A 23,929-nucleotide genomic window follows, 5' to 3' on the forward strand; every position below is an offset into this window, starting at 1 on the left:
GCGGCCGGCAATCCATCATCGATCCATCCAGTAGCGGCGCTGCGTGTCGCGATAGCGCTCGAGCGTCAGTGCGGCGCCGTTCAGGCCCGGGCCGGCTTCCGCACTCACGCCGGAGCCTCCCTCGCGTCCGATGTGCGGGTTGAGGCCGGGGCTGAAAGCCGGCTTCACCTCGACCCGCGCCGCACCGTCCACATCGCTGCGCGCAAGCTCGATGCGCCGTGCCGTGTAACGTTCAAACACGCCTGCATTCGGATGATGAAAACGGTTGCGATAGCCTACCTGAAATAGCGCGACGAGCGGGTCGATAGAATCGAGGAACGGCTCGGTCGACGAGGTCTTGCTCCCATGATGCGGCACGATCAGCACCTGGGCACGCAACGCCTCGCGATCCCGCGCGAGCAGGATACGTTCGGTCGGCGCTTCGATGTCCGCCGTCAGCAAGGCTGTCATGCGCGGCGGCGCCGTTTGACCGTTGCCGGCCTGTATGCTCCCTGCACCCACGCTGGCCTGTGCAAGCGACATGCGCTCCGCATCAGACGGGTTCGCCATGGCGGGCAGACTCACCTCAGCAGGCAGTGTACTCACCCGCAACACGCAGCAATGCGCATTCGGTTTGCCTTGCAGCGGTCCGGCATCCGGCCAGAGCATCGCGAATTCGACGCCGTCCCACTGCCAGCGCTGTCCCGCCGCACAGGGCAGCGTGTCCGCGCCGCGTTGCCTGGCGTTCAACCACAGCGGATTCGCCGGCGCCAATGCCGCCACCATTTGACGTACCTCGATCGCGTCCAGTACAGCCGGTGCGCCGCCCGAGTGGTCGGAGTCGGCGTGGCTGATAATCAGCGTATCGAGCGCCGTGACGCCGTGCGCCTGCAAAAACGGCACGACAACCCGTTCGCCCGCATGCGTCGATTCCGGCCCCGGTCCGGTGTCGAACAGCAGTGCGTGATGCGCGGTTTCGACCAGCACCGAGGTGCCTTGCCCAACGTCGAGCGCCGTCAGACGGAAGCTGCCATACGGAGGGCCGGGCGGCGCCGGCATCAGAAGCGGCAGCCACGTGAGCGGCGCGGCCCAGCGCAGCGGCCAGCCACGCGGCGCCAGACACCAGAGCACGCCGACCGCCGCCGCGGCGAGCGTCCACGCGCCTGGTTGCGGCAATCGCCAGAGCGTCCACGCCGGACCGGACAACATCTGGAGGCCTGTGGCCAGCAGGTCGAGCAAGGCGTGAGCGGTGCGAAAGGTGTAGACATCAAATGGCGCGGGCAACGCGACGCCCGCCAGTACCGCCGGCGTCACCAACAGGCTCACCCATGGAATCGCGAAGGCATTCGCGAGCGGGCCAATCAACGGAATCTGCGCGAACCAGTAGACGGTGAGCGGCGCAAGCGCAACGGTCACCGCGAACTGCACATGCGCGGCACCGCGCAGGCGTTCACCGAAAGCGCGAATGCGGCGGCACAGACCGGACCACAGGCGCGAGAGCCTTGTCGGTGTCACGCCGCCTTCGTCCTCTTCGTCGCGACGCTGCTCATGATCCTGCACACGGGGCTGTCCCGACATCGCGAACAGAATCGCCGCCACCGCACAGAACGACAGCCAGAATCCCGCCGATACGACCGCCCACGGATCAATCAGCAGCACCAACCCCAACGCCCACGCCAGCACCACCGATCGGGCGACGTTACGCCCGCTGATAAACGCAAGCGCCACCACACCCGCCATCCACAGCGCACGCTGCGCAGGCACATTGAAACCGGCCAACGCCGCATGCAACCCGGCGAACAACGCGCCGGCCGTCACCGCGACGACCTGCGCGGGCAGCACCAACGGCCAGTTGCGACCGATGAACCCCGAGCGCCGCCACACCGCACCGGCGAGCCACGCCGCAAGGCCCGCGACAAAGCCAATATGCAAGCCCGAAATCGCCACCAGATGACTTGTGCCCGTGCCGCGCATCAGCAGCCAGTCGGCCGCGCTGACTTCATCCTGCGCGCCGATCGCGAGCGCCACCACGATCCCACGATGCGGTGCGCCGGCGAGCACCGCGTTGATGCGCGCACGCAGCGCGGCGCGCCAGCGATCGACCGTCACGCCGACGCCACGCGCATTGCCCGGCAAACGCACCGCGTGAGCCGGTGTACTCACATAGCCGGTGGCGCGCACATTGCGCGCGAGCAAACCGGCTTCGGCATCTCGCACCCCGAAATTCGCATTGCCATGCGGGCGTTTGAGCCGCACGCTCAGACGCCAGCGCGCGCCCGGTTCGAGCGACGGTGCGGGCGCATCGTCGGCAATCCAAGACAGTTGAATCACACGCGGAAAAACGGCAATCGGCGCATCCGCTGACTCGACTTCGAATAGGAAACGTGCGCCCTTTTCATCGCGTGACGGCAGCCCCTTGATACTGCCAACGACGTCGATATCGCGCCCTTCCCAGGCGCTCGGCAAGCTCACCGCGAGTCGCGTTTCAGCACGCCAGGCGGCATAACCAAAGCCCGCACATAAGGCCGCAATCCACAACGCCCCCCAACCGACCCATGAACGCACGCGTGCGCTGAACAAGACGCGGCACGCGCGCGACCTTACAACTACCCCATGGGCGTCCGCGATCACAGAAGCACCGCGACGCAAGCCCCATGCCGCTATAGGAATCGCAACGCACCCAACCAGTACCAGCCCGCACCACACACCCCAATCCGGCAACGCCGCCTGCCGCTGCAGCCAGATCACCCCCAACGCAAACCCGCCCCACCATGCCCGCATCCGCCCTCCGCACCTTCCGCCCAGCAAACGCCGGACAGCGCAACGCACAGCGAGCAGGCGTCAGCAGGCCCGCCGGGCGTGTGTTCCGCCCGGCGCGAACCACTCAAACCATCGCGTTCAATTATGCAGAGGAAAGTGCGAGCCGCGGCAGCGCGGCGAGCGCGTTAGCCGTTGTGCCTAGGGCGGCTTCGTCAGCGGTCATGCCGCGCAGTTGCGCGAGACCCGCGCCAATGGCCGGAATCTGGTCTGGCGAGTTGCGCTGCTTATACATCCAGGAAGGAGCGATGTCGGGCGCGTCGGTCTCGACAACCAGCGCGTCGAACGGCAATTGCCCGGCAAGTCGACGGATTTGCCGCGCCCGCTCGAAGGTCAGATTGCCGCCGAAGCCGAGATGCATGCCCTGGTCGATATACGCCTGAGCCTGCTGGAAACTACCGTTGAAGGCGTGTGCGATGCCGCGATGAATCTGATGCCGCCGCAGCCCTTTGATCACCTGATCCTGCGATTTGCGCACGTGGCAAATCACCGGCAGATCGAATTCGCGCGCCAGTTGAAGTTGACCGTTATAGAAGAACTGCTGGCGCGCATCGTCGAGACCTTCGACGAAATAGTCGAGGCCGATCTCGCCGATGCCGACGAACAGCGGATCGTCGAGACTCGCCTCGATTTCCATGCGCAGCAGTTCGAGATCGCGCTCCTCTGCGCCCGGCGTGAAGAGCGGATGGATGCCGAGTGCATACGCGCCGCCGTCGACGCGGTGCGCGAGTTCACGCACCGTCGTGAAATTCTCGCGGCCGACCGACGGAATCACGATCCGCCCCACACCTGCTTGACGCGCCGCATGAGCGACTTCGTCGCGGTCGGCGTTGAATTCCGAAGCGTCGAGATGGCAGTGCGTATCGATCCACATGGCGCGCCTCGCTAGCGGCAGAGCATCGCTCACGTTCCGCGCGGTGATTAGACCGGCACCGGCAGTTCTTCGTGCAACACGCCATCGCGCAACCGCATGATCCGGTCACAACGTCCGGCCAGCTCCGGATCGTGCGTGACGATCACGAAGCTGGTATCGAACGTTTGCGACAGTTCGAGCATCAGGTTGAACACGGTGTCGGCGGTGCCGCCGTCCAGATTGCCGGTGGGTTCGTCGGCGAGTACGCACGCGGGCTTCGTCACCAGCGCCCGCGCGATCGCGACACGTTGACGCTCGCCGCCCGACAGCTCACCCGGACGATGCTTCGCGCGATGCCCCATACCGACGCGCTCCAGCACCGCGAGCGCTTCGCGCCGCGCGGCTTCGGTCGTCATGCGGCGAATCCGCAGCGGCATGGCGACATTGTCGAGCGCGGTGAATTCCGGCAGCAGATGGTGGAACTGGTACACGAAACCGAGTGCGCGATTGCGCAGGTCGTTGCGCTCGCGCTCGGAGAGCTTCGTAAACGGCTTGCCCATCACCGAGACATGGCCCGCGCTCGGATCGTCGAGACCGCCGAGCACATGCAGCAGCGTGCTCTTGCCGGAACCCGACGCGCCGACGATCGCCAGCTTTTCGCCGCGCCGGACATTCAGTTGTGCGTTGTTGAGGACCTGCACATTGAGGCCGCCCTGCACGAACGCCTTCGAAATGCCGGTTGCTTCCAGCACATAGGGATGCAGCGCGGTGTCTTCAGAGGCCATGGATACGCTAGTGGAACGGTCATTCATAGCGCAGTGCCTCCGCAGGACGGACTTTCGCACCACGCCAGCTCGGATAAAGGGTCGCCAGCGCCGACATCGCAAACGCGATGAGGCCGATCCGCGCCACGTCGGCGGGAATCAGTTCGGACGGCAGTTCGCTGATGAAATACACGGACGGCGGCAGGAACTGCACGCCGAGCAGATGTTCGATCATCGGCACGAGCCACGGAATGCTCCACGCGATCAGACAGCCGAGCGCGACGCCGGTCGCCGTGCCGATAAAGCCGATCGTCACGCCCTGCACCACGAATATCTTCATGATCGAGCCGGGCTGCGCGCCGAGTGTGCGCAGAATCGCGATGTCGGCCTGCTTGTTGGTCACCGTCATCACCAGCGACGACACCAGATTGAACGCCGCCACCGCGATGATCAACGTGAGGATGATGAACATCATGCGTTTTTCGATCTGCACCGCCGAGAACCAGGTCTTGTTCTGCTGGGTCCAGTCGCGGATGTACAGATCGCCAGACAGGCTGCGCGCCAGTTGATGCGCGACCTCCGGCGCCCGCTGCATGTCCGTCAGCCGCAGCCGCACGCCGGTCGGCGCGGATAGCCGGAACAGCGCCTCTGCGTCCTTGATGTTGATCAGCGCGAGCGTGCTGTCGTATTCGTAATGCCCCGACTCGAAGATGCCCACCACCGTGAACTGTTTCAGCCGCGGCAGCATGCCGGCGGGCGTGATCGTGCCTTCAGGCGCAACCAGTGTGATCTTGTCGTTGACCGTTACGCCGAGATTGGTGGCGAGGTCCGCGCCCAGCACGATGCCGAAGTCGCCCGGCACGAGGTCGGTCAGCTTGCCGCCCTTCATTTCCTTACCGATGTCGGAAACTTCAGGCTCGAGCGTCGGTTCGACGCCGCGCAGCGCCACGCCGCTCACGGCGTCCTGGCGCGTGAGCAACGCCTGCGCGTCGACATACGGCGCCGCGCCGATCACTTCCTTGTTCTGGCGGGCTTCCTTGGCGGTCAACTGCCAGTCGGGCATCGACCCGGTCGGCGAAAAGATTTCGACGTGCGCCAGCACTGACAGCATCCGGTCACGCACCTCTTTCTGGAAACCGTTCATCACGGACAACACGACGATCAGCGCCGCGACGCCGAGCGCGATGCCCGACATCGAGACCAGCGCGATGAATGAAATGAAGCCGTTACCGGTCGTGCGTTTGCCGGCGCGGGTGTAGCGCCAGCCAATCTGCCATTCGTAGGGAAATTTCAAGCGAATCCTTTTCTGCGTTCTTCGTCTGCTCCCGGGCCTTTTGCAGGACATGACGGCGGCAACTTGCAGTTGTCGCCCCTGTCATGCGGCCTGAGCATCGTGATCATTGGTGTCGCGGCAACCCGGATGGTTCCGGTATGACGTTCCGTTGGCCTCGGGACCCTCAGCTCGGGGCTCTCAGCAAACCCCGCGCCACCGAAGCCGCCGCCCCACCGGGGCTGCCACTGCCGTCAATCAAGCGCGAAGTTTGCCATACAATGCCGCGCCCCCGCGCAAAGGCATTGCACACGGAGCTCGCGGCCAGCACCCTAGCGCAAGTTGTAGCGGCTCCTCAGATCATTGATGATCCCGGCCGCCTGGCTGGTCGCGACTTCGCGAACTTCCGCGTCTTTACGGTCGCGATGCAGGTGGGTGATATCCCAGTTGCAGCCTTCCTCGTCTTCGACGGTCTCGTGGAATCCGGTCGGAATCCAGCCAGCCGTGGCCGGATTGGCGTCGAGCGCTTGCACGACCAATCCAAGCAGTTCCTGCTCGGTTTTCAGTTCACGCGGCATGCCGGTCTCCCTCGTCATGTGCGCGGTGCCGCCGCGCTCGGCTGCTGCCATCGACGGGGTTCGGGTGCGATGTCCGAATCCGCCGATATGGTCTGAATACTCGCACTCTTTGCCCTACAATGCGCAGCATCATGCACGCCAACCGTCTTCATCTTCTCCTGCCCTTCGCGCTGCCCGCCGCAGCGGACGCCTCCACCGCCCTGCACGACATCCAGAGTCCGGCCCTCGACCGGCTGATCGCCCGCGCGACGCTGGTCGAACGGGTGATCGGCGAAGATTTTCAGCGCACGCTGCCGCACGAGCGCTGGGTGGCGCGCCAGTTCGGCGCGCTACCCAGCGGCGCGGCGGCCGCCGACGAAGCGCCGCTTGCCCCGTACATGCTGCGCGCCGACGGCGGCGAGCCCGGCAATGCCACGTGGGCCTGCGTGCAACCGGTGCACGTGCGCATCGCGCACGACCATCTGATACTGATCGATCCGGCCTCGCTCGAATTGTCCGATGACGAAGCCAGCGTGCTGCTGGCGGTCGCCCAGCCCTTGATCGAGGAGCTCGGCGTGCGAATCGAAGCGCCGAAGCCCACACGCTGGTATTTGTCGGGCGACGGCTTCGGCACGCTGGCCGGGGCGTCGCCGTTGCGCGCAAGCGGGCGCAACATTGAAATCTGGCTGCCGCACGAGGCCCATTCCGGCGAGCGTTCCCGCGCCTGGATGAAGCTGCAGAACGAAGTGCAGATGGCGTGGTTCGAGCATCCCATCAATGAAGCGCGCGAGGCACGTGGCCTGCCGGCCGTCAACTCGATCTGGTTTCACGCGCAGGGCGCGGCACAGCCAGTCAAGAGCCCGTTCGCGCGGGTGTTCTCCGACGCGGCGGCCACACGCGGTCTCGCCATGACGGCCGGCGTTGCAACCGCGGCGGCGCCGACCTCGTTCGCGGCACTACCGGCGGTGGGTTCGGGTGGCGCTTCGGGCGGGTCGTCCGCGGCCAACACAAACGCCGACGCCAACAGCGCCACGCTGGTCGAACTCGATCCCTTCTCCGCGCCCTACATCCAGCAGGACTGGGCGCGCTGGAATGACGCCTTCGCCGCGTTGCAGACCGACTGGCTCGAACCGGCGCTGGAAGCGTTGCAGTCGGGGCAGCTCGGCGAACTCGGCCTGACGCTGTGCGGCGACACCGGCTCGGTGACGCTCACGGTCACGCGCGGCGATCTGCGCAAATTCTGGCGGCGGCGCGTGCTCGCCTCGCTTTTCATCGAATGACCTATCGAATGATCCACGGCCTTTCCGAATGACTCGAATCGTTACGCGCGCCGCTTCACCTGTCGACGCCGAAATCCTCACCCGCCACGGCCTGCATCCGGTGCTCGCGCGCCTGTACGCCTCGCGCGGTGTGTGCATGCCCGATGAAATCGAAACCGGTCTCGCGCGGCTTGTGCCGCCTGCTGCGCTCAAGGGCTGCGAAGACGCCGCCGTGCTGCTCGCCGATGCGATCCAGAACAAGCGTCGCATGCTGGTGGTCGCCGACTACGACTGCGACGGCGCCACCGCCTGTGCGGTCGCGGTGCGCGGACTGCGCATGTTCGGCGGCCGGATCGAATATCTGGTGCCGAATCGCTTCGAGTACGGTTATGGCCTGACACCCGAGATCGTCGCGCTGGCCGCCCGCAGCGCGTCGGGCAAGCCGGAACTGCTGATTACGGTCGATAACGGCATCGCCAGCGTCGACGGTGTGGAAGCGGCCAACGCGCTCGGTATCGACGTGCTGGTCACCGACCACCACCTCCCTGGCGACGAACTGCCGGCTGCCCGGGCGATCGTCAATCCGAATCAGCCGGGCTGCACGTTCCCGAGCAAATGCATCGCGGGCGTCGGCGTGATGTTTTATGTGCTGCTGGCATTGCGCGCGGAATTACGCCGCCGCGGCGCCTTCAACGACGATTTCCCTGAGCCGCGTCTGGATGGCCTGCTCGATCTGGTCGCGCTCGGCACGGTCGCGGATGTGGTCAAACTCGACGGCAATAACCGCGTGCTGGTCGCGCAAGGTCTGCAGCGGGTTCGCAAAGGCAAGATGCAGCCGGGCATCGCCGCCCTCTTTCGCGCCGCCGCGCGCGACGCCCGCAGCGCGTCGGGTTTCGACCTCGGTTTCGCGCTCGGGCCGCGTCTGAACGCGGCCGGTCGCCTGTCGGACATGTCGCTCGGAATCGAATGTCTGACCACTGACGACATCGGCCGCGCATGGGATCTCGCGCAGCAGCTCGACACGATGAACCGCGAGCGCCGCGAAATCGAAGCCGGCATGCAGCAACAGGCGCTCGACGACCTTTCGGCGATCAATCCCGAGGGCGCGACCACCATCACGCTGTTCAATCCGAGCTGGCACCAGGGCGTGATCGGCATCGTCGCCGGACGGTTGAAGGAGAAATTCCACCGGCCGTCGTTCACGTTCGCGCTCGCCGACGACAGCGGCCAGCTCGTCAAAGGTTCGGGCCGCTCGATCGCGGGCTTCCATCTGCGTGACGCGCTCGATCTGATCTCGAAGCGCGAGCCGGGCCTGATCGTCAAATTCGGCGGCCACGCGATGGCCGCGGGCCTGACGATCGCCGCCGCCGATGTACCGCGCTTTACGGCCGCGTTCGAGGCAGTGGGCCGCGAATGGCTCTCCGAAGAGGCGCTTTCGCGCACGGTCGAAACCGACGGTGAACTCGAAGACGCCTACTTCACGCCGCAATTCGTCGAAATGCTCGATGCTGCCGTATGGGGCCAGGGCTTCCCGGCGCCGGTGTTTTCCGGCGAGTTCGACATCGCCTCGCAGGCGCTGGTGAAGGACAAGCATCTGAAGCTGCAACTCGTACGCGGCCGCCAGCGTTTCAACGCGATCTGGTTCAACCACACCGACACGCTGCCGGCGCGCACTACCGTTGCCTATCGGCTGGCCAGCGACACGTGGAATGGCGTATCGCGCGTGCAATTGATCGTCGAGCACGCGGCGAGCTGAAGCGGCTGCCGGGTCGCCACGCGCGCGCAAAGCGCCAAAAATCCCCACAGAATCAACCCCAAACCCGCGCCGGATCGCTCACAAGCCTCCGGCGCGGCGCGCCGATCGGCTATAATTTCCCCTTTTTACGAAGCTATAAAAGATCGACATGGAAGCGGAACGTCTCAACGCGATCGAAGCCTCACTGGCGGACCTGCGCACGCGCGCGGACTCGCTACGGGGGTATCTTTGACTACGACGACAAAGCACTGCGTCTAATCGAAGTCAACCGGGAACTCGAAGACCCGGACGTCTGGAACGACTCGAAGCACGCCCAGGCCCTCGGCCGGGAAAAGAAGCTGCTCGACGACGTCGTCGGCAAACTCACGTCGCTCGATAACGACCTGCGCGACGCGCAGGACCTGTTCGACATGGCCCGCGAGGAAGACGACGAGGAAACGCTCCTCGCCTGCGAATCCGACGCGCAAGGCATCGAACAACGTGTCGCCGACATGGAATTTCGCCGCATGTTCGCGAACCCGGCCGATCCGAACAATGCCTTCCTGGACATTCAGGCCGGCGCCGGCGGCACCGAGGCGTGTGACTGGGCGTCCATGCTGCTGCGCCAGTATCTGCGGTACTGCGAGCGCAAAGGCTTCAAGACTGAAGTGCTGGAACAGACCGACGGCGACGTCGCGGGCATCAAGAACGCCACGATCAAGATCGAAGGCGAATACGCATACGGCTTTCTGCGCACCGAAACCGGCGTGCACCGCCTCGTGCGCAAATCGCCGTTCGATTCGTCGGGCGGCCGTCATACGTCGTTCTCGTCGGTGTTCGTGTACCCGGAAATCGACGATTCGATCGAAGTCGACGTCAACCCGGCCGATCTGCGCATCGACACGTACCGCGCGTCCGGCGCGGGCGGTCAGCACATCAACAAGACCGACTCCGCGGTGCGGATCACGCACATGCCGTCGGGCATCGTCGTGCAGTGTCAGAACGACCGTTCGCAGCACCGCAACCGCGCCGAAGCCATGGCCATGTTGAAATCGCGCCTGTACGAAGCGGAAATCCGCAAGCGTCAGGAAGAGCAGGACAAGCTGGAAGCCGGCAAGACCGATGTGGGCTGGGGTCATCAGATCCGCTCGTACGTGCTGGACAACAGCCGTATCAAGGATCTGCGCACCAACGTCGAAATCAGCAATACCAAGAGCGTGCTCGACGGCGACCTCGATCCGTTCATCAGCGCCAGCCTGAAACAGGGCGTCTAAGCGCAATCGGCGCGGCATGCATCGCATCGCCGCGCCGCATCTTTTTACTGCCTGAGGTTTTTACACTGACTGGCCACCCGCATGTGGGACACCCCGATGCGGGCCACCGAATACCAAATCATCATGACCGAACCGACCCAGCCGAATGCGGCCCAGCCTGACGCGGCCCAGCCGAACGCCGTACCCGAGGTGGACGACAACAAGATCATGGCCGAGCGCCGCGAGAAGCTGCGCGAACTGCGTGAGCAAAGCATCGCCTATCCGAACGATTTCCGCCCCACGCATCACGCCGACGATCTGCAATCGCAATACGCCGAGACCGACAAGGAAACGCTCGAAGCCAATCCGCTCGAAGTCGCGATCGCCGGCCGCATGATGCTCAAGCGCGTGATGGGCAAGGCGAGCTTTGCGACTGTGCGCGACGGTTCGGGTCAGATCCAGTTCTTCATTACGCCCGCCGACATCGGCCAGGAAACGTACGACGCCTTCAAGAAGTGGGACATGGGTGACATCGTCGCCGCGCGCGGCGTGCTGTTCCGCACTAACAAGGGCGAGCTCTCGGTGCGTTGTACCGAACTGCGTTTGCTGTCGAAGTCGCTGCGTCCGCTGCCGGACAAGTTCCATGGTCTCGCCGACCAGGAAATGAAGTATCGCCAGCGCTATGTCGACCTGATCGTCACACCGGAAACGCGCAAGACGTTCGTCGCGCGCACCAAGGCGATTTCGTCGATCCGCAAGTTCATGTCGGACGCCGACTTCATGGAAGTCGAAACGCCGATGCTGCACCCGATTCCGGGCGGCGCGGCGGCCAAGCCGTTCAAAACGCACCACAACGCGCTCGATATGCAAATGTTCCTGCGCATCGCGCCGGAACTGTATTTGAAGCGTCTCGTGGTCGGCGGCTTCGAGCGTGTGTTCGAGATCAACCGTAACTTCCGCAACGAGGGCGTGTCGGTACGCCACAATCCGGAATTCACGATGATCGAGTTTTACGCGGCCTACACCGATTACAAGTGGCTGATGGATTTCACCGAGCAGTTGATCCGCCAGGCGGCGATCGACGCACTCGGCACCGCCACGATCAGCTACCAGGGTCGCGAGCTGGATCTGGCCAAGCCCTTCCATCGCTTGACGATCAGCCAGGCGATCCAGAAGTACGCGCCGCAATACACGGACGCACAACTCGGTGACGACGCATTCCTGCGCACGGAACTGAAGAAGTTCGGCGTGGACGCGTCGAAGCCGCAATTCCTGAACGCCGGCGTGGGCGCGCTGCAATTGGCACTGTTCGAAGAAACCGCCGAGTCGCAACTGTGGGAGCCGACCTACATCATCGACTACCCGGTCGAAGTGTCGCCTTTGGCGCGCGCGTCGGACAAGGTCGCCGGCATCACCGAGCGTTTCGAGCTGTTCATCACCGGCCGTGAAATCGCCAACGGCTTCTCGGAACTGAACGATCCGGAAGACCAGGCCGCCCGCTTCAAGAAGCAGGTCGACCAGAAAGACGCCGGCGACGAAGAAGCAATGTTCTACGACGCGGACTACATCCGCGCGCTGGAATACGGCATGCCGCCGGCCGGCGGTTGCGGCATCGGCATCGACCGTCTGGTGATGATGCTGACAGACAGCCCGAGCATTCGCGACGTGATTCTGTTCCCGCATCTGCGCCGCGAAGACTGATCGTCGCGCCGCGCGCGTCAACGGCTCGCAAAAAAACGCCCGGCTCGATACCGGGCGTTTTTTCTTGCGGCGCTTGAAAAACACCGCTGGTCGAAACCTGACAGTTTGTAACCATCGGTAAAAGGCGCGTATCCTACTTCGGGCCGCTGTTTTCTTAAGCTGCTGCAGACCCGCAAGGAATCAGGCACCCCGCCCCGCTGCGCGCGCTTTGACGCGAACAAGCCGCGAAAATTGCCGGGGAATGGTTACAAATTGAAACCCTCCGGGGATCGATTTGCCCGACACTCAGTCTCAATAACAGTCGACTCTGCTCCAGACGGAGGCCAATATGGACAACCCAGATACCAAACCCACGCAACAACGTCGTATTCACCCGCTCGTAGCAACCGCTGCCGGCGCTGTCATTATCGCCAGTCTTGCCGCGACGGCTGCCGTCACCGGTCTGTTCCCGAAGGCGTCGAGCAGCGGCGCACAAACCGACCAAACCCAGGCCGCGCAAGTGACCACCCAACCGGCAGTGGTCGATTCGGCTGCACCGGCCAATCCGTCGGCGCAACAGGCAGCGCAACAACAGGCCGAACAGCAGGCCCAACAACAGGCTCAGTCGCCGGCCCAACGCCCGCCTGCCCCGACGCCAGCGCAGCAACAACAGTACGCCCAGCAGCAACAGGCCCAGCCGGCACCGCAATACGCTCAGCAACAGCCATCGCAACCGGCCTATTGCTCGACCTGCGGCACGGTGGAGGGCATCTCGACGGTCCGTCAGGAAGGCCATGGCACCGGTATCGGCGCGGTCGGCGGCGCAGTGGCCGGCGGCGTGGTAGGCAACCAGTTCGGCAGCGGCAACGGCCGTACCGCAATGACGGTGCTTGGCGCGCTCGGCGGCGGCTTCGCCGGTAACTCGGTCGAAAAGCACATCCGCAGCACGACGTCCTATTCCGTGCGGGTACGGATGGAAAGCGGCAAGACGCGCTACTTCACGTATCACGAAGCGCCGCCGTTCCAGCAAGGCCAGCGCGTGCGGGTCGAAAACGGCACGCTCGTAGCAAGCTGACCGCTGGCAACCTGAAGATTCACGAGGCGTTAAAAAAGGCGATTCCAATGGAATCGCCTTTTTCTTTGCCGCAACCGGGGCGGAATCAATCGCGCCCTGCCGCCAGCGGAAAAGCCAGCAATGCGCTCAGTAATCCGCGTCTTCGATCCATGCAGCCTGAATCGCTTCGAGGATCTTTTCGTTCGACCGGTTAGGGTCGTCGTCGAAACCCTCAAGTTCGGTGACCCAGCGGTGCAAATCAGTGAAGCGCACCTGCTGCGGATCGATGTCCTGGTGCTTGTCAGTCAGGGCCATCGCGATGTCTTGCGTATCGGTCCACTTCATGGCTGCATCCTCCAGTTAGTGATTTTCCTTCGCGTGATTGATCGAGTAGCGCGGGATTTCGACGACCAGATCCTGCTCGGCCGGCACCATCGCCTGGCACGACAGACGCGAGGCCGGTTCAAGCCCCCACGCCTTGTCCAGTAGATCGTCCTCGTCTTCCTCAGACGGCGTCAAGGCGGCGAAACCCTCACGCACGATCACGTGGCAGGTTGTGCACGCGCAGGACTTCTCGCACGCGTGCTCGATTTCGATGCCGTGTTCGAGCAAGCTGTCGCAGATGCTCTTGCCGGGCACGGCATCGATCACCGCGCCTTCCGGGCACAGTTCGACGTGAGGCAGCACAACGATTTGAGGCATACATTTTCCGTTTGGGTCTGCGGCACGGCTGCCGCAAACAGGCTCCGTACCATTTTACTGGCGCCGCGCGGACTTTTTAAGTCTGCGCGGCGCGGTTCATTGCCAGCTGGCGCGCATGGCGCGCCACGCCGCGAAGCGCTCAGATCTCGTCGAGCTTGCGGCCGGCCAGCGCGCGGCGAATGCCCTTGTTCATACGGCGGGCAGCGAACTCGTCGGTGCCTTCGGCGAGCGTTTTAGTCGCGGCTTCGATCGCGTCGACGTCGTCGCTTTGGGCGATGTTGCGCAAAGCCGTAAGCAACGCGTCGAGTTCGGTGCGTTCGCTGTCGTCGAGCAACTCGGGGTCGGCGGCGAGCGCCGCGTCGGTCGCTTCGACGAGACGGCGCGCTTCGACTTGCGCCTCGCGCAGTGCGCGAGCACGCATGTCGACTTCCGCGGTCGAGAAGCTCTCTTCGAGCATCCTGGCGATGTCGTCGTCGGCGAGGCCGTAGGACGGCTTGACCACCACCGACGCTTCCACGCCCGAACCCTGTTCACGCGCGAACACCGACAGCAGGCCGTCCGCGTCGACCTGATACGTAACGCGAATCCGCGCCGCGCCGGCCGCCATCGGCGGGATGCCGCGCAGTTCGAAACGCGCGAGCGAACGGCAATCGTTGACGAGCTCGCGCTCGCCTTGCACGACGTGGATCGCCATGGCCGTCTGGCCGTCCTTGAAGGTCGTGAAATCCTGCGCGCGGGCGACCGGAATCGTCGAATTGCGCGGGATGATCTTCTCGGTCAAACCACCCATCGTTTCGACGCCGAGTGACAGCGGAATCACGTCGAGCAGCAGCCAGTCGTCACCGTCCGCGCCGCGGTTGCCCGCGAGCAGATCGGCCTGGATCGCCGCGCCGAGCGCGACAACCTGATCCGGATCCAGATTGATGAGCGGTGGCTGGCCGAAGAACGACTCGACCGCGCGGCGAATCACCGGCATGCGCGTTGCGCCGCCGACCAGCACCACGCCTTTGATGTCCTTGGTGACAACCTTGGCGTCGCGAAGTGCTTTCTTCGTGGGCCCAAGCGTGCGCTGAACCAGCGCCTGGGTGATGGCCTCGAAAGTGGCCTCGTCGACCGTCAGATCGATCCGGGTGCCGTTCGAGAGCACCGCCTGCACCTTCGCACTCGGTGCGTCGGACAAAGCCTCCTTGGCCACGCGTACGCTGTCGAGCAGCAGGCGGACGTCTTCCGGTGCGAGCGTTTGCGGCGCGATGCCTGCCTGCTCCAGCACATGGCGATACAACGCGTGGTCGAAGTCGTCGCCGCCGAGCGCGGAATCGCCACCCGCCGCGAGCACTTCGAACACGCCCTTGGTGAGTTTCAGAATCGACAGATCGAAGGTGCCGCCGCCGAGGTCGTAGACCGCGTAGAGGCCTTCAGAGCCGTTGTCGAGGCCGTAGGCGATCGCAGCCGCGGTCGGCTCATTCAAGAGACGCAGCACGTTCAAACCGGCCAGCCGCGCAGCGTCTTTGGTCGCCTGGCGCTGCGCTTCGTCGAAATACGCGGGCACGGTAATGACCGCGCCGACCAGTTCGTCGCCGAGCGTATCTTCTGCACGCTGGCGCAGCGTCGCGAGAATTTCCGCCGACACTTCGACCGGGCTCTTCACGCCGTCGACGGTACGGATCTGGACCATGCCGGGCGCGTCGACGAAATCGTAGGGCGCGTTTTCGGCGCCTTCCACTTCCGCCTTGCCGCGGCCCATGAAGCGTTTGACCGACACGATCGTGTTGCGTGGATCGGTTGCGGCTTCAGCCTTGGCCGTGCGGCCGATACGGCGGCCGCCCTTTTCCAGGTAACGCACTACCGACGGCAGCAGCGCATAGCCGTCCTCGTCGGGCAGCACGTCGGGCACGCCGCTGCGCACGGCGGCGACGAGGGAATTGGTGGTGCCGAGATCGATACCGACCGCCAGACGCCGCTGATGGGGCGCCGGCGCCATGCCGGGTTCGGAGATTTGCAGTAGGGCCATCTGGATCTTCTCGGAGCCGCTTGGCCCCGTCCTGAATTTTCGCGTTGCTGGATGTAATGCTACGGCTGCTATCGCTGTGTATTCATGCGCGGCTTCGGCGCATGCCGGACCGCTAGTTTTCGAGCCGCTCGATCTGCGTGCTGATTTCCGACGCGACCCGCTCGATGAACATCAACTGCCGCACCGCCTCGCCCGCCGGCTGATTCGCGCCGCTGTCGAGCAGCGCGCCAAGCTTGTCGAAACGCATGCGTTCTTCGTCGCGCAGTTCGGTTAGCAAGGCGTCGAGCGCGTCGACGTTCTTCGCCGCGGCCGCGTCTTCAATCCCTTCGCGCCACTCCATCTGCTGCATCAGGAACGCCGGCTCCATCGCCGTATTGTTCTGCGCGCCGACGTCGATGCCGCGCAGGTGCAACAGATAGGTCGCGCGTTTCAACGGATCGCGCAGCGTCTGATAGGCCTCGTTGGTACGCGTCGCCCATTGCATCGCGATGCGCTTTTGCGCATCGCCGGCCGCCGCGAAGCGGTCCGGATGCACTTGCGTCTGCACGGTGCGGTAGGCGTGATCGAGCGCCGATGCGTCAAGCGCGAATTGCGCCGGCAGATCGAACAGGTCGAAGTGGCTGTCGTTCAGCGAGACCATCGGATAGAAGGAGTCCGTTCAGGAAAGCGCACCGGAGTGCAGGCTAAAAATGCAGGTTACGCAGGTCGAAAGCGCGCAGCAGGGATTCAACGGCAAAGACGGCCGCAAGACACCAACCCGGATGCGCGGATCAAACTAAAAAGGCGGCACGCGCCGCCTTTGATCCGCTGCACGCGGAGTGAGCCGATTTACACGCGGAACGATTCGCCGCAACCGCACTCGTCCTTCACGTTCGGGTTGTTGAACTTGAAGCCTTCGTTCAACCCTTCGCGTGCGAAGTCGAGTTCGGTGCCGTCGATATAGGCGAGGCTCTTCGGGTCGACAATGATCTTCACGCCGTTGCAATCGAACACTTCGTCTTCAGGCGCGAGTTCATCCACGTACTCGAGCTTGTAGGCCAAACCCGAGCAACCGGTCGTGCGCACGCCCACGCGCAGCCCGACACCCTTGCCGCGACGAGTCAGATACTTCTGGACGTGCTGTGCTGCCTTTTCGGTCAACGTAATTGCCATAGCGTTTCTCATTGCGCCGCGCGCGTTCGTCACTCTTGTGCCTACTAACGCGCTGCCACCCTGCCTGCATCAAATATCGCTCATGCCGGACCGTGCGTTTTTACTTGCACCGCCCGCTTCGACTCACTCAAACACACTCAAGCGCGCTTACGCGTGTTGCTTATCGCCTTCGACGACCGCTTCACCGTGGCGTTGCTTGTAATCGGCGACCGCTGCCTTGATCGCGTCTTCCGCGAGGATCGAGCAGTGGATCTTGACCGGCGGCAGCGCCAGTTCTTCGGCGATCTGCGTGTTCTTGATCGACATTGCCTGATCGAGCGTCTTGCCCTTCACCCATTCGGTGACGAGCGAGCTCGACGCGATCGCCGAACCGCAGCCATACGTCTTGAACTTCGCGTCTTCGATGATGCCGTCCGCACCCACGCGGATCTGCAGCTTCATCACGTCGCCGCACGCCGGCGCGCCGACCATGCCCGTACCGACCGCATCGTCACCTTTCTCGAAGGAACCGACGTTGCGCGGATTTTCGTAGTGGTCCAGAACCTTAGCGCTATAAGACATGATTACACTCCTTGTTTCGTTTCAACCTGCATTCGTTGCGTATTCGACGAAAAGCGCAACGCAAAGCGCGACGCTTAAGCGTTGGCGGTCAGTGCGCAGCCCACTTGATCGTCGAAATGTCGATCCCGTCCTGGTGCATTTCCCACAGCGGCGACAGATCGCGCAGCTTCGAAATTTTGGTCTTCAACAGGTTGATCACATAGTCAACATCCTGCTCCGTCGTGAAACGGCCGACCGTAAAACGGATCGAGCTATGCGCCAGTTCGTCGTTACGGCCCAGTGCGCGCAGCACGTACGACGGTTCCAGCGAAGCCGACGTACAAGCCGAGCCCGACGACACGGCCACGTCCTTCACCGCCATGATCAGCGACTCGCCTTCGACGAAGTTGAAGCTGATGTTCAGGTTGTGCGGCACACGCTTTTCCATGTCGCCGTTCACATAGGTTTCTTCCATGTCCTGCAGGCCGCGCAGCAGACGGTCGCGCAGCATGCGAATGCGCTCGTTTTCCGTTGCCATTTCTTCGCGTGCGATGCGGAACGCTTCGCCCATGCCGACGATCTGGTGCGTGGCCAGCGTGCCCGAACGCATGCCGCGCTCGTGACCGCCGCCGTGCATCTGCGCTTCGATACGGATACGCGGCTTGCGGCGCACGTACAGCGCGCCGATACCCTTCGGACCATACGTCTTGTGCGCCGAGAACGACATCAAGTCGACCTTCAGCTTTTGCAGGTCGATCTCGATCTTGCCCGTGGCTTGCGCCGCGTCGACGTGGAAAATGATGCCCTTTTCACGGGTGATCTCGCCGATCGCCTCGATGTCCTGGATCACGCCGATCTCGTTGTTCACCGACATCACCGAGACCAGAATCGTATCCGGGCGCAGCGCGGCCTTGAACTTCTCGAGGTCGATCAGACCGTCGTCCTTCACATCCAGATACGTGACGTCGAAGCCTTCGCGCTCGAGTTCACGGCAGGTGTCGAGCACAGCCTTGTGCTCGGTCTTCACCGTGATGATGTGCTTACCCTTGCTCTTGTAGAAATGCGCCGCACCCTTGATCGCGAGGTTGTCCGACTCCGTTGCGCCCGAGGTCCAGATGATTTCGCGCGGATCGGCATTCACCAGCGCGGCGACATTCTCGCGCGCTTCTTCGACCGCACGCTCCGCCGCCCAGCCATACGAGTGGCTGCGCGATGCGGGGTTGCCGAACTGCTCACGCAGGTACGGAATCATCTTGTCCACCACGCGCGGATCGATCGGCGTCGTCGCGCTGTAGTCCATGTAAATGGGCAGGTGGAGAGTGTCGTTGTTCATCAATTGCTCCGGGGACGTCATTGCTCTGGCTTCTGGGTTCCTGATCAGGCTGCGGTGCGTTCAGATTGCCGCGCCTAGGAACCGGCCATGTTGAAAACTGAATTAGGCCCTTTCGGCACGACGCGTGCGGGTTCGACCGCCGGCGCCTCGTTACGCCGGTCGCGCAACACCGCCGGCGCACCTTCGCGCGAACGCTGCTGATCGACCAGGTCTTTCAGGGAGACCGAATCCAGGTACTCGACCATTTTCTGGTTCAGCGTCGACCACAATTCGTGCGTCATGCAGTGGCCGTCGTGCTGTTTGGTGCCCTCGCACGAGCCCTTGCCGCCGCATTGGGTGGCGTCGAGCGGTTCGTCGACAGCGATGATGATGTCGGCAACCGTCACGTCTTCAGCGCGGCGGGCCAGATTGTAGCCGCCGCCCGGTCCGCGCACGGACTCGACGATTTCGTGACGACGCAGCTTGCCAAACAGCTGCTCGAGATAAGACAGGGAGATATGTTGGCGCTGGCTGATACCCGCAAGCGTCACCGGGCCCTGCTCCTGGCGCAGTGCCAGGTCAATCATCGCCGTGACGGCGAAACGGCCTTTCGTGGTGAGTCTCATATGGTGTGGGAACCGCAATTCTCGACAAGTTTGGTCAAGTATAAATACATGACTGAATTAGTCAAGTATCCCTACCGTGATTTGGGTCATTTGCTTAATTGCTGAATAAGGTGGCCGCAGTTCGCCAATGACCGGCGGGCCTTATGCAACCAATTGGGGACGCAGCGCTGAGATCAGCCCGCGGCAGGCTGCTTCGCATTGATCCAGCACCTGTTCAAACCCTTCGGCGCCGCCGAAATAAGGGTCGACAACCTCGTGCGCGCCACCCCAACGGCCATCCGTCTCAGACACAAACTCCATGAGCAGCCGGATCTTGTCCCGCTGCTCGGCCGGACAAACCTGGCGCAATGCAGCGACGTTTTTGTCGTCCATCGCGATTAGCAGATCGAAGCGCTCGAAGTCGGCTGCCGAGATCTGCCGTCCGCGCAAGGCGGCCAACTCATAACCTCGCCGGGCGGCCGCATGTTGAGCGCGGTCGTCAGGCGGCTGGCCGATGTGCCAGTCGCCCGTGCCGGCGGAATCGATCAGAATCCGCTCCGCAAGCTCCGCCTCGCCGACCAGACGGCGCATCACGCCTTCCGCGGTCGGCGAACGACAGATGTTCCCCAGGCAGACAAAGCAGATGGACACGGTTTTCATCAGAGGCTTTCGGGCGCCAAACGCGCGTGGATCGGCAGTTAGGAAACGGTGCCGCGATTATACAAAGTTGAACCAGATCGCGCCGACGAGCCCGTGCCTCAGGCAGCACCGGAGTCGGCTACGGACGCCGCGCTTAAGACGCTTCGGCCAACGGCATTGCCGTTACGGCGCGCATGGGTTTGGCCGGCAACGTCGTCGCGCTGTCGACCATGCCGTACGAGACGGCACGCGCCAATTCCGCGGTCAGTTGATCAGCAGCGAGCGGGGCTTGCGAGGAACGCGAAGCGGCGTCGCCGCAAATGTGCAGATAGGCTGCCGCAGCAAGCGGCACAACGATGGCAAAGGGCCAGTACACCGATATTGTCTTTTTCATGATGTCGTTTCTTCCGATTAGGGGCTCGTGAGCTCATGACCCACTATGCCCAGTCGAAATGCTATAGGAATTAGCAATCGGGAAAAACCCACCGGAACGAGATACAGCGTTGCGCTGAATAGAACAGTGCATTGACTGTCTTGCCGCGCACGACGTTGACTTGCGTCGTGGCATGAAAAAGTAATCCTTACAAACACATACAAAGCTGGCGCGACGGTTAGCGATAATAGCTGTCTTACAGACATGAAATCTTCGTAATGGTCTTCCAAATGAAACGTATTGCTCCACTCGCCGGCCTCACGGTCGCCGCTGCATTGCTAGGCGGCTGCGCCGTTTATCCGGACGGCACGCCGATGGCTGGCAACGGCTATAGCGGCGGTTACAGCGGCTATGAAGGCTACGACGGCTATGCCACCGGCGTGCCGGTTGTGCCGCAAACCAACGTCTACATGGGCTACAGCAATTACTCGGGCCCTGGTTATTACGACGGGCCGGGGCGCTATTACGGACCGGGGCCGGGCTATCGTGGCTACCCGGGGCATCCTGATGGGGGGCGGCCGAATAACGGCAACTATGGAAACAACGGTAACCGGGGAGACAACGGCGGCTGGCATGGTCAGCCGAACGGCGGCCCGCATGGAGGCCCGCCGCCTCAAGGCGCAGTGGGCGGACCAAGGGGACCGAGTGGATCTAGTGCGCCACGACCCGGGGCAGGCAACCCTCCTCCCCCTCCACCGCAACAGGCGGGCAATAACGGTGGGCGTGGCAACGGAGGCAATGCGCCGGCCAGAGGCAATTACAACCGCCAACCCGGAATGTCGGACCATTGAGCCAGCAGGGAACGGCGGAGGTGCAGGCGCAGTCTCGCGTTACGCCTCCCGGGCCCAGGACGCGCCTCGGGTTTTGCGACCGAATTGCCCTACGCGACCGGCTTTAGGCGAGTGGCTTCAGAAGCGTCAGCTATAAAGCGCGAGGCGATGCGAGGCAGGCTGGCAGGCAGCTTCACGCCACACTCCACCTCCCGCGCAAACTGCGACAACCGCACCGCTCGCTCAGCCAATATGGCTACGCTGCGCAGCGTACAGTTCTCTGAACGTACGGCCGACCGGAGCCGGCATGTCACGCGTATTGGTCCAGCCCGCGCCACCCAACGGCAACTTGGCAATCGAACGATTTCGACCGCCCATTCGTTCCAGCACGCGAACCGCCAGCTTGGTGAAGAGCGCATAAGCGTCCGGGTGCAGCGCGAGGAACCCCCATACCGCCAACCCTGCCCGCTCACGCCACGGCCGCAGGTGCCGCTCGACCTGCTTCTCGCGCAACTTGCGCAGCAGATCGGACAATGGAATCCCCACCGGACATACGCTGTTGCACTCGCCGCACAAGGTCGCCGCCTGAGGCAGATCCAGCGCTTTGTCGATGCCGACGTAGCTCGGCGTCAGCACCGATCCCATCGGCCCCGGATAAACCCAGCCGTAGGCGTGACCGCCCACCTTCTGATACACGGGGCAGTGGTTCATGCAGGCGCCGCAACGGATACAGCGCAGCATCTCCTGGAAGTCGCCGCCGATCAGCCCCGTGCGCCCACCGTCGACGAGCACCACGTACATATGCTCGGGACCGTCCTGATCGCCCGCGCCACGCGGCCCGGTCAGCAACGAAAAATAGTTCGACGTCGACTGGCCGGTTGCCGAACGCGGCAAAAGACGCATTGCCGTCGCCAGATCTTCCAGCGTGGGCAACACTTTCTCGATGCCAGTCACCGCCACATGCACGCGCGGCATCACCGTGCACATGCCCTCGTTGCCCTCGTTCGTGACCAGCACGACCGAACCCGTCTCCGCCACCACGAAGTTGCCGCCGGTCACGCCCATGTCCGCGCTCATGAAGTGCGGACGCAGCATCTCGCGCGCTTCGCGGGTCATGTCGGTGATTTCGGTCAGACGTGGCCGGTCGTGCGTTTTCGCGAAAAGGTCGGCGATCTCGTCCTTATCCTTATGGACGACCGGCGCGATGATGTGGCTCGGCGGCTCGTTGTCGTTGATCTGCAGAATGTATTCACCCAGATCGGTTTCGATCGACTGCACGCCCATCTGCCCGAGCACTTCGTTCAAGCGCATTTCCTCGGTGACCATCGACTTGGTCTTGATCACCTTTTTCACCTCGTGCCGGCGCGCAATATCGCCGACGAGGCGCGCGGCCTCCTGCGTCGTCTCGGCGAACAGGACCGTGACGCCGCGCCGGGTTGCTTCACGTTCGAAGGTCTCCAGCCAGACGTCGAGATTTTCCAGCGCGCGATTGCGGCGCTCCTTCAACGCGGCGCGGGTGGCGGGAAAGTCGATTGCGGTCATGGCCGTGGCACGGGCCGACACGAACTTGGTCGACAGCTTGGTCAGGTTCTGCTGCAGACGCTGGTCGGCGAGCTTCTGGCCCGCGCGGGCCTTGAAATGCATCGATTGGACTTGCATGGCGGCCTTGATCGTATTCGAGTGAAATGCGCGAGCGAAATGCGAGCGAAATTTACGAGTGAAGCGCGTGAAACGGAGTGCGCCGAATCAAGCGCGCCGGCTTGGGTGCCGCGGCGACTTCAAGCGTCGCCGGCCAGCACCTGAGCGATGTGCAGCACGCGCGTGGTGGTATCGCCGGTGCGCCGCAGGCGGCCTTCGATATTCAGCATGCAACCGAGATCGCCGAGCACGACCGTGCCGGCGCCGCTCGCGCCGATATTCGCGCATTTCTCGTCGACGATCGCCGTCGAGATGTCGCCGTACTTGAGCGCGAAGGTGCCGCCAAAGCCGCAGCAGTGCTCGCAATCCTTCATTTCGGTCACCGCCACGCCCACCTGCGCCAGCAAGGCACGCGGCTGCGCTTTGACGCCGAGTTCGCGCAATCCGGAACAGGAATCGTGGTAGGTCACCTGACCCGCGAACTCGCCCGGCTGCAACTGCACCTTGGCCACATTGACCAGAAAATCGGTCAACTCGAACACTTTGGCCCGCAACCGGCCGAAGCGGTTCATCAACTCAGGATCGTCGGCAAACAGGTCGCCGTAATGCGCGCGGATCATGCCGCCGCACGAACCGGACGGCACCACGACGTAGTCGAACTGTTCGAACTCGCGCAAGGTCTTCTCCGCCAGGTCGCGCGCGATGCGCCTCTCGCCGGAGTTGTATGCGGGCTGCCCGCAACAGGTTTGCGCGGGTGGCACCACCACCTCGAAACCGGCGCCTTCGATCAGCTTGATGACCGAAAAACCGATCTCCGGGCGCATCAGGTCGATCAGGCAGGTGACGAACAATCCGACTCGCATGAGCCCTCCTTCAGGAAAACGTGCCTGATTATCCGCTGTTTAA

At 63.4% G+C, this 23,929-nt stretch carries 23 protein-coding genes; 6 read left to right on the top strand and 17 right to left on the bottom strand.

The window, feature by feature from the left end; translation table 11 throughout:
- Positions 1-15 precede the first annotated feature (15 nt).
- From KHO31_RS01760 to KHO31_RS01780, 5 genes are all read right to left on the bottom strand, one after another.
- The gene (locus KHO31_RS01760) at positions 16-2,760 is read right to left on the bottom strand and encodes a DNA internalization-related competence protein ComEC/Rec2 (protein ID WP_211622581.1); all 2,745 of its coding nucleotides are present in this window, start codon (positions 2,758-2,760) and stop codon (positions 16-18) included.
- Positions 2,761-2,881: 121 nt separating this feature from the next.
- Entirely contained in the window at positions 2,882-3,670 is a 789-nt protein-coding gene (locus KHO31_RS01765) for a TatD family hydrolase (RefSeq protein ID WP_201073361.1), read from the bottom strand.
- Positions 3,671-3,717: 47 nt separating this feature from the next.
- Positions 3,718-4,461 carry a lipoprotein-releasing ABC transporter ATP-binding protein LolD gene (gene lolD / locus KHO31_RS01770; RefSeq protein ID WP_201073363.1) on the bottom strand — a complete coding sequence of 248 codons (744 nt, stop codon included), beginning with the start codon at positions 4,459-4,461 and terminating at the stop codon, positions 3,718-3,720.
- Positions 4,454-5,707: a lipoprotein-releasing ABC transporter permease subunit gene (locus KHO31_RS01775; RefSeq protein WP_201073365.1), complete on the bottom strand. Its 1,254-nt coding sequence runs from the start codon at positions 5,705-5,707 to the stop codon at positions 4,454-4,456. The genes lolD and KHO31_RS01775 overlap by 8 nt, the downstream gene beginning before the upstream one ends.
- A 308-nt stretch (positions 5,708-6,015) precedes the next feature.
- Positions 6,016-6,312 (bottom strand): hypothetical protein, encoded by a 297-nt coding sequence (locus KHO31_RS01780; RefSeq protein ID WP_201073367.1) that lies wholly within the window; start codon positions 6,310-6,312, stop codon positions 6,016-6,018.
- A 68-nt stretch (positions 6,313-6,380) separates the two neighbouring features.
- Here KHO31_RS01780 and KHO31_RS01785 point away from each other — a divergent pair, with 68 nt between their 5' ends.
- From KHO31_RS01785 to KHO31_RS01805, 5 genes are all read left to right on the top strand, one after another.
- A complete protein-coding gene (locus KHO31_RS01785; RefSeq protein ID WP_201073369.1) occupies positions 6,381-7,520 on the top strand; it encodes a regulator in 1,140 nt (379 codons plus the stop codon).
- A gap of 28 nt (positions 7,521-7,548) precedes the next feature.
- A complete protein-coding gene (recJ, locus tag KHO31_RS01790) occupies positions 7,549-9,255 on the top strand; it encodes a single-stranded-DNA-specific exonuclease RecJ (protein WP_201073372.1) in 1,707 nt (568 codons plus the stop codon).
- Between the two features lie 148 nt (positions 9,256-9,403).
- Positions 9,404-10,508 (top strand): peptide chain release factor 2 gene (gene prfB, locus KHO31_RS01795; RefSeq protein WP_201073373.1). Its coding sequence is split into 2 segments (ribosomal slippage): positions 9,404-9,484 and positions 9,486-10,508, totalling 1,104 coding nucleotides; the frame shifts between segments, so codons are not numbered across the junction.
- A 123-nt stretch (positions 10,509-10,631) separates the two neighbouring features.
- The gene (lysS, locus tag KHO31_RS01800) at positions 10,632-12,188 is read left to right on the top strand and encodes a lysine--tRNA ligase (RefSeq protein WP_407945915.1); all 1,557 of its coding nucleotides are present in this window, start codon (positions 10,632-10,634) and stop codon (positions 12,186-12,188) included.
- 328 nt (positions 12,189-12,516) lie between these two features.
- On the top strand, positions 12,517-13,242 hold the full coding sequence (locus tag KHO31_RS01805) for a glycine zipper 2TM domain-containing protein (RefSeq protein ID WP_201073374.1): 726 nt from the start codon (positions 12,517-12,519) through the stop codon (positions 13,240-13,242).
- A 126-nt stretch (positions 13,243-13,368) separates the two neighbouring features.
- Here KHO31_RS01805 and iscX read toward each other — a convergent pair whose 3' ends face one another.
- From iscX to KHO31_RS01855, 10 genes are all read right to left on the bottom strand, one after another.
- A complete protein-coding gene (gene iscX / locus KHO31_RS01810) occupies positions 13,369-13,566 on the bottom strand; it encodes a Fe-S cluster assembly protein IscX (RefSeq protein ID WP_007181290.1) in 198 nt (65 codons plus the stop codon).
- Positions 13,567-13,581: 15 nt separating this feature from the next.
- Positions 13,582-13,923 (bottom strand): ISC system 2Fe-2S type ferredoxin, encoded by a 342-nt coding sequence (fdx, locus tag KHO31_RS01815; protein WP_097389705.1) that lies wholly within the window; start codon positions 13,921-13,923, stop codon positions 13,582-13,584.
- Between the two features lie 139 nt (positions 13,924-14,062).
- Positions 14,063-15,934, bottom strand: coding sequence for a Fe-S protein assembly chaperone HscA (hscA, locus tag KHO31_RS01820; RefSeq protein ID WP_201073375.1), 1,872 nt, complete (start codon positions 15,932-15,934; stop codon positions 14,063-14,065).
- 112 nt (positions 15,935-16,046) lie between these two features.
- On the bottom strand, positions 16,047-16,574 hold the full coding sequence (gene hscB / locus KHO31_RS01825; RefSeq protein WP_201073376.1) for a Fe-S protein assembly co-chaperone HscB: 528 nt from the start codon (positions 16,572-16,574) through the stop codon (positions 16,047-16,049).
- 188 nt (positions 16,575-16,762) lie between these two features.
- On the bottom strand, positions 16,763-17,086 hold the full coding sequence (gene iscA, locus KHO31_RS01830) for an iron-sulfur cluster assembly protein IscA (RefSeq protein WP_028199494.1): 324 nt from the start codon (positions 17,084-17,086) through the stop codon (positions 16,763-16,765).
- A gap of 147 nt (positions 17,087-17,233) precedes the next feature.
- On the bottom strand, positions 17,234-17,647 hold the full coding sequence (gene iscU, locus KHO31_RS01835) for a Fe-S cluster assembly scaffold IscU (RefSeq protein WP_201073377.1): 414 nt from the start codon (positions 17,645-17,647) through the stop codon (positions 17,234-17,236).
- Positions 17,648-17,735: 88 nt separating this feature from the next.
- Positions 17,736-18,959 (bottom strand): IscS subfamily cysteine desulfurase, encoded by a 1,224-nt coding sequence (locus KHO31_RS01840; RefSeq protein ID WP_201073378.1) that lies wholly within the window; start codon positions 18,957-18,959, stop codon positions 17,736-17,738.
- A 74-nt stretch (positions 18,960-19,033) separates the two neighbouring features.
- A complete protein-coding gene (iscR, locus tag KHO31_RS01845) occupies positions 19,034-19,564 on the bottom strand; it encodes a Fe-S cluster assembly transcriptional regulator IscR (protein WP_028199491.1) in 531 nt (176 codons plus the stop codon).
- 141 nt (positions 19,565-19,705) lie between these two features.
- Positions 19,706-20,203, bottom strand: coding sequence for a low molecular weight protein-tyrosine-phosphatase (locus KHO31_RS01850; protein WP_211622583.1), 498 nt, complete (start codon positions 20,201-20,203; stop codon positions 19,706-19,708).
- 133 nt (positions 20,204-20,336) lie between these two features.
- Positions 20,337-20,576, bottom strand: coding sequence for a hypothetical protein (locus KHO31_RS01855; protein WP_201073381.1), 240 nt, complete (start codon positions 20,574-20,576; stop codon positions 20,337-20,339).
- Positions 20,577-20,845: 269 nt separating this feature from the next.
- On the opposite strand from KHO31_RS01855, the gene KHO31_RS01860 reads away from it, so the two are divergent.
- Positions 20,846-21,406, top strand: coding sequence for a hypothetical protein (locus KHO31_RS01860; RefSeq protein WP_211622585.1), 561 nt, complete (start codon positions 20,846-20,848; stop codon positions 21,404-21,406).
- 222 nt (positions 21,407-21,628) lie between these two features.
- Here the strand turns inward: KHO31_RS01860 and KHO31_RS01865 are convergent, their stop codons facing one another.
- On the bottom strand, positions 21,629-23,044 hold the full coding sequence (locus KHO31_RS01865; protein WP_211622587.1) for a lactate utilization protein B: 1,416 nt from the start codon (positions 23,042-23,044) through the stop codon (positions 21,629-21,631).
- 119 nt (positions 23,045-23,163) lie between these two features.
- Positions 23,164-23,886: a (Fe-S)-binding protein gene (locus KHO31_RS01870; RefSeq protein ID WP_201139075.1), complete on the bottom strand. Its 723-nt coding sequence runs from the start codon at positions 23,884-23,886 to the stop codon at positions 23,164-23,166.
- Positions 23,887-23,929: the final 43 nt, after the last annotated feature.

The sequence above is a fragment of the Paraburkholderia domus genome, assembly GCF_905220705.1.
Taxonomy (GTDB): Bacteria; Pseudomonadota; Gammaproteobacteria; order Burkholderiales; family Burkholderiaceae; genus Paraburkholderia; species Paraburkholderia domus.

Excerpts from the sequence above, each read along its gene's own strand:
- KHO31_RS01840 (WP_201073378.1), bottom strand. The coding sequence starts at position 18,959 with ATGAACAACGACACTCTCCACCTGCCCATTTACATGGACTACAGCGCG.
- iscA (WP_028199494.1), bottom strand. The coding sequence starts at position 17,086 with ATGGCAATTACGTTGACCGAAAAGGCAGCACAGCACGTCCAGAAGTAT.
- lysS (WP_407945915.1), top strand. The coding sequence starts at position 10,632 with ATGACCGAACCGACCCAGCCGAATGCGGCCCAGCCTGACGCGGCCCAG.
- KHO31_RS01765 (WP_201073361.1), bottom strand. The coding sequence starts at position 3,670 with ATGTGGATCGATACGCACTGCCATCTCGACGCTTCGGAATTCAACGCC.
- KHO31_RS01860 (WP_211622585.1), top strand. The coding sequence starts at position 20,846 with ATGAAACGTATTGCTCCACTCGCCGGCCTCACGGTCGCCGCTGCATTG.
- KHO31_RS01805 (WP_201073374.1), top strand. The coding sequence starts at position 12,517 with ATGGACAACCCAGATACCAAACCCACGCAACAACGTCGTATTCACCCG.
- hscB (WP_201073376.1), bottom strand. The coding sequence starts at position 16,574 with ATGGTCTCGCTGAACGACAGCCACTTCGACCTGTTCGATCTGCCGGCG.
- KHO31_RS01785 (WP_201073369.1), top strand. The coding sequence starts at position 6,381 with ATGCGCAGCATCATGCACGCCAACCGTCTTCATCTTCTCCTGCCCTTC.
- iscX (WP_007181290.1), bottom strand. The coding sequence starts at position 13,566 with ATGAAGTGGACCGATACGCAAGACATCGCGATGGCCCTGACTGACAAG.
- KHO31_RS01760 (WP_211622581.1), bottom strand. The coding sequence starts at position 2,760 with ATGCGGGCATGGTGGGGCGGGTTTGCGTTGGGGGTGATCTGGCTGCAG.
- KHO31_RS01780 (WP_201073367.1), bottom strand. The coding sequence starts at position 6,312 with ATGGCAGCAGCCGAGCGCGGCGGCACCGCGCACATGACGAGGGAGACC.
- KHO31_RS01850 (WP_211622583.1), bottom strand. The coding sequence starts at position 20,203 with ATGAAAACCGTGTCCATCTGCTTTGTCTGCCTGGGGAACATCTGTCGT.
- lolD (WP_201073363.1), bottom strand. The coding sequence starts at position 4,461 with ATGAATGACCGTTCCACTAGCGTATCCATGGCCTCTGAAGACACCGCG.
- KHO31_RS01870 (WP_201139075.1), bottom strand. The coding sequence starts at position 23,886 with ATGCGAGTCGGATTGTTCGTCACCTGCCTGATCGACCTGATGCGCCCG.
- hscA (WP_201073375.1), bottom strand. The coding sequence starts at position 15,934 with ATGGCCCTACTGCAAATCTCCGAACCCGGCATGGCGCCGGCGCCCCAT.
- iscR (WP_028199491.1), bottom strand. The coding sequence starts at position 19,564 with ATGAGACTCACCACGAAAGGCCGTTTCGCCGTCACGGCGATGATTGAC.
- fdx (WP_097389705.1), bottom strand. The coding sequence starts at position 13,923 with ATGCCTCAAATCGTTGTGCTGCCTCACGTCGAACTGTGCCCGGAAGGC.
- KHO31_RS01865 (WP_211622587.1), bottom strand. The coding sequence starts at position 23,044 with ATGCAAGTCCAATCGATGCATTTCAAGGCCCGCGCGGGCCAGAAGCTC.
- recJ (WP_201073372.1), top strand. The coding sequence starts at position 7,549 with ATGACTCGAATCGTTACGCGCGCCGCTTCACCTGTCGACGCCGAAATC.
- KHO31_RS01855 (WP_201073381.1), bottom strand. The coding sequence starts at position 20,576 with ATGAAAAAGACAATATCGGTGTACTGGCCCTTTGCCATCGTTGTGCCG.
- iscU (WP_201073377.1), bottom strand. The coding sequence starts at position 17,647 with ATGTCTTATAGCGCTAAGGTTCTGGACCACTACGAAAATCCGCGCAAC.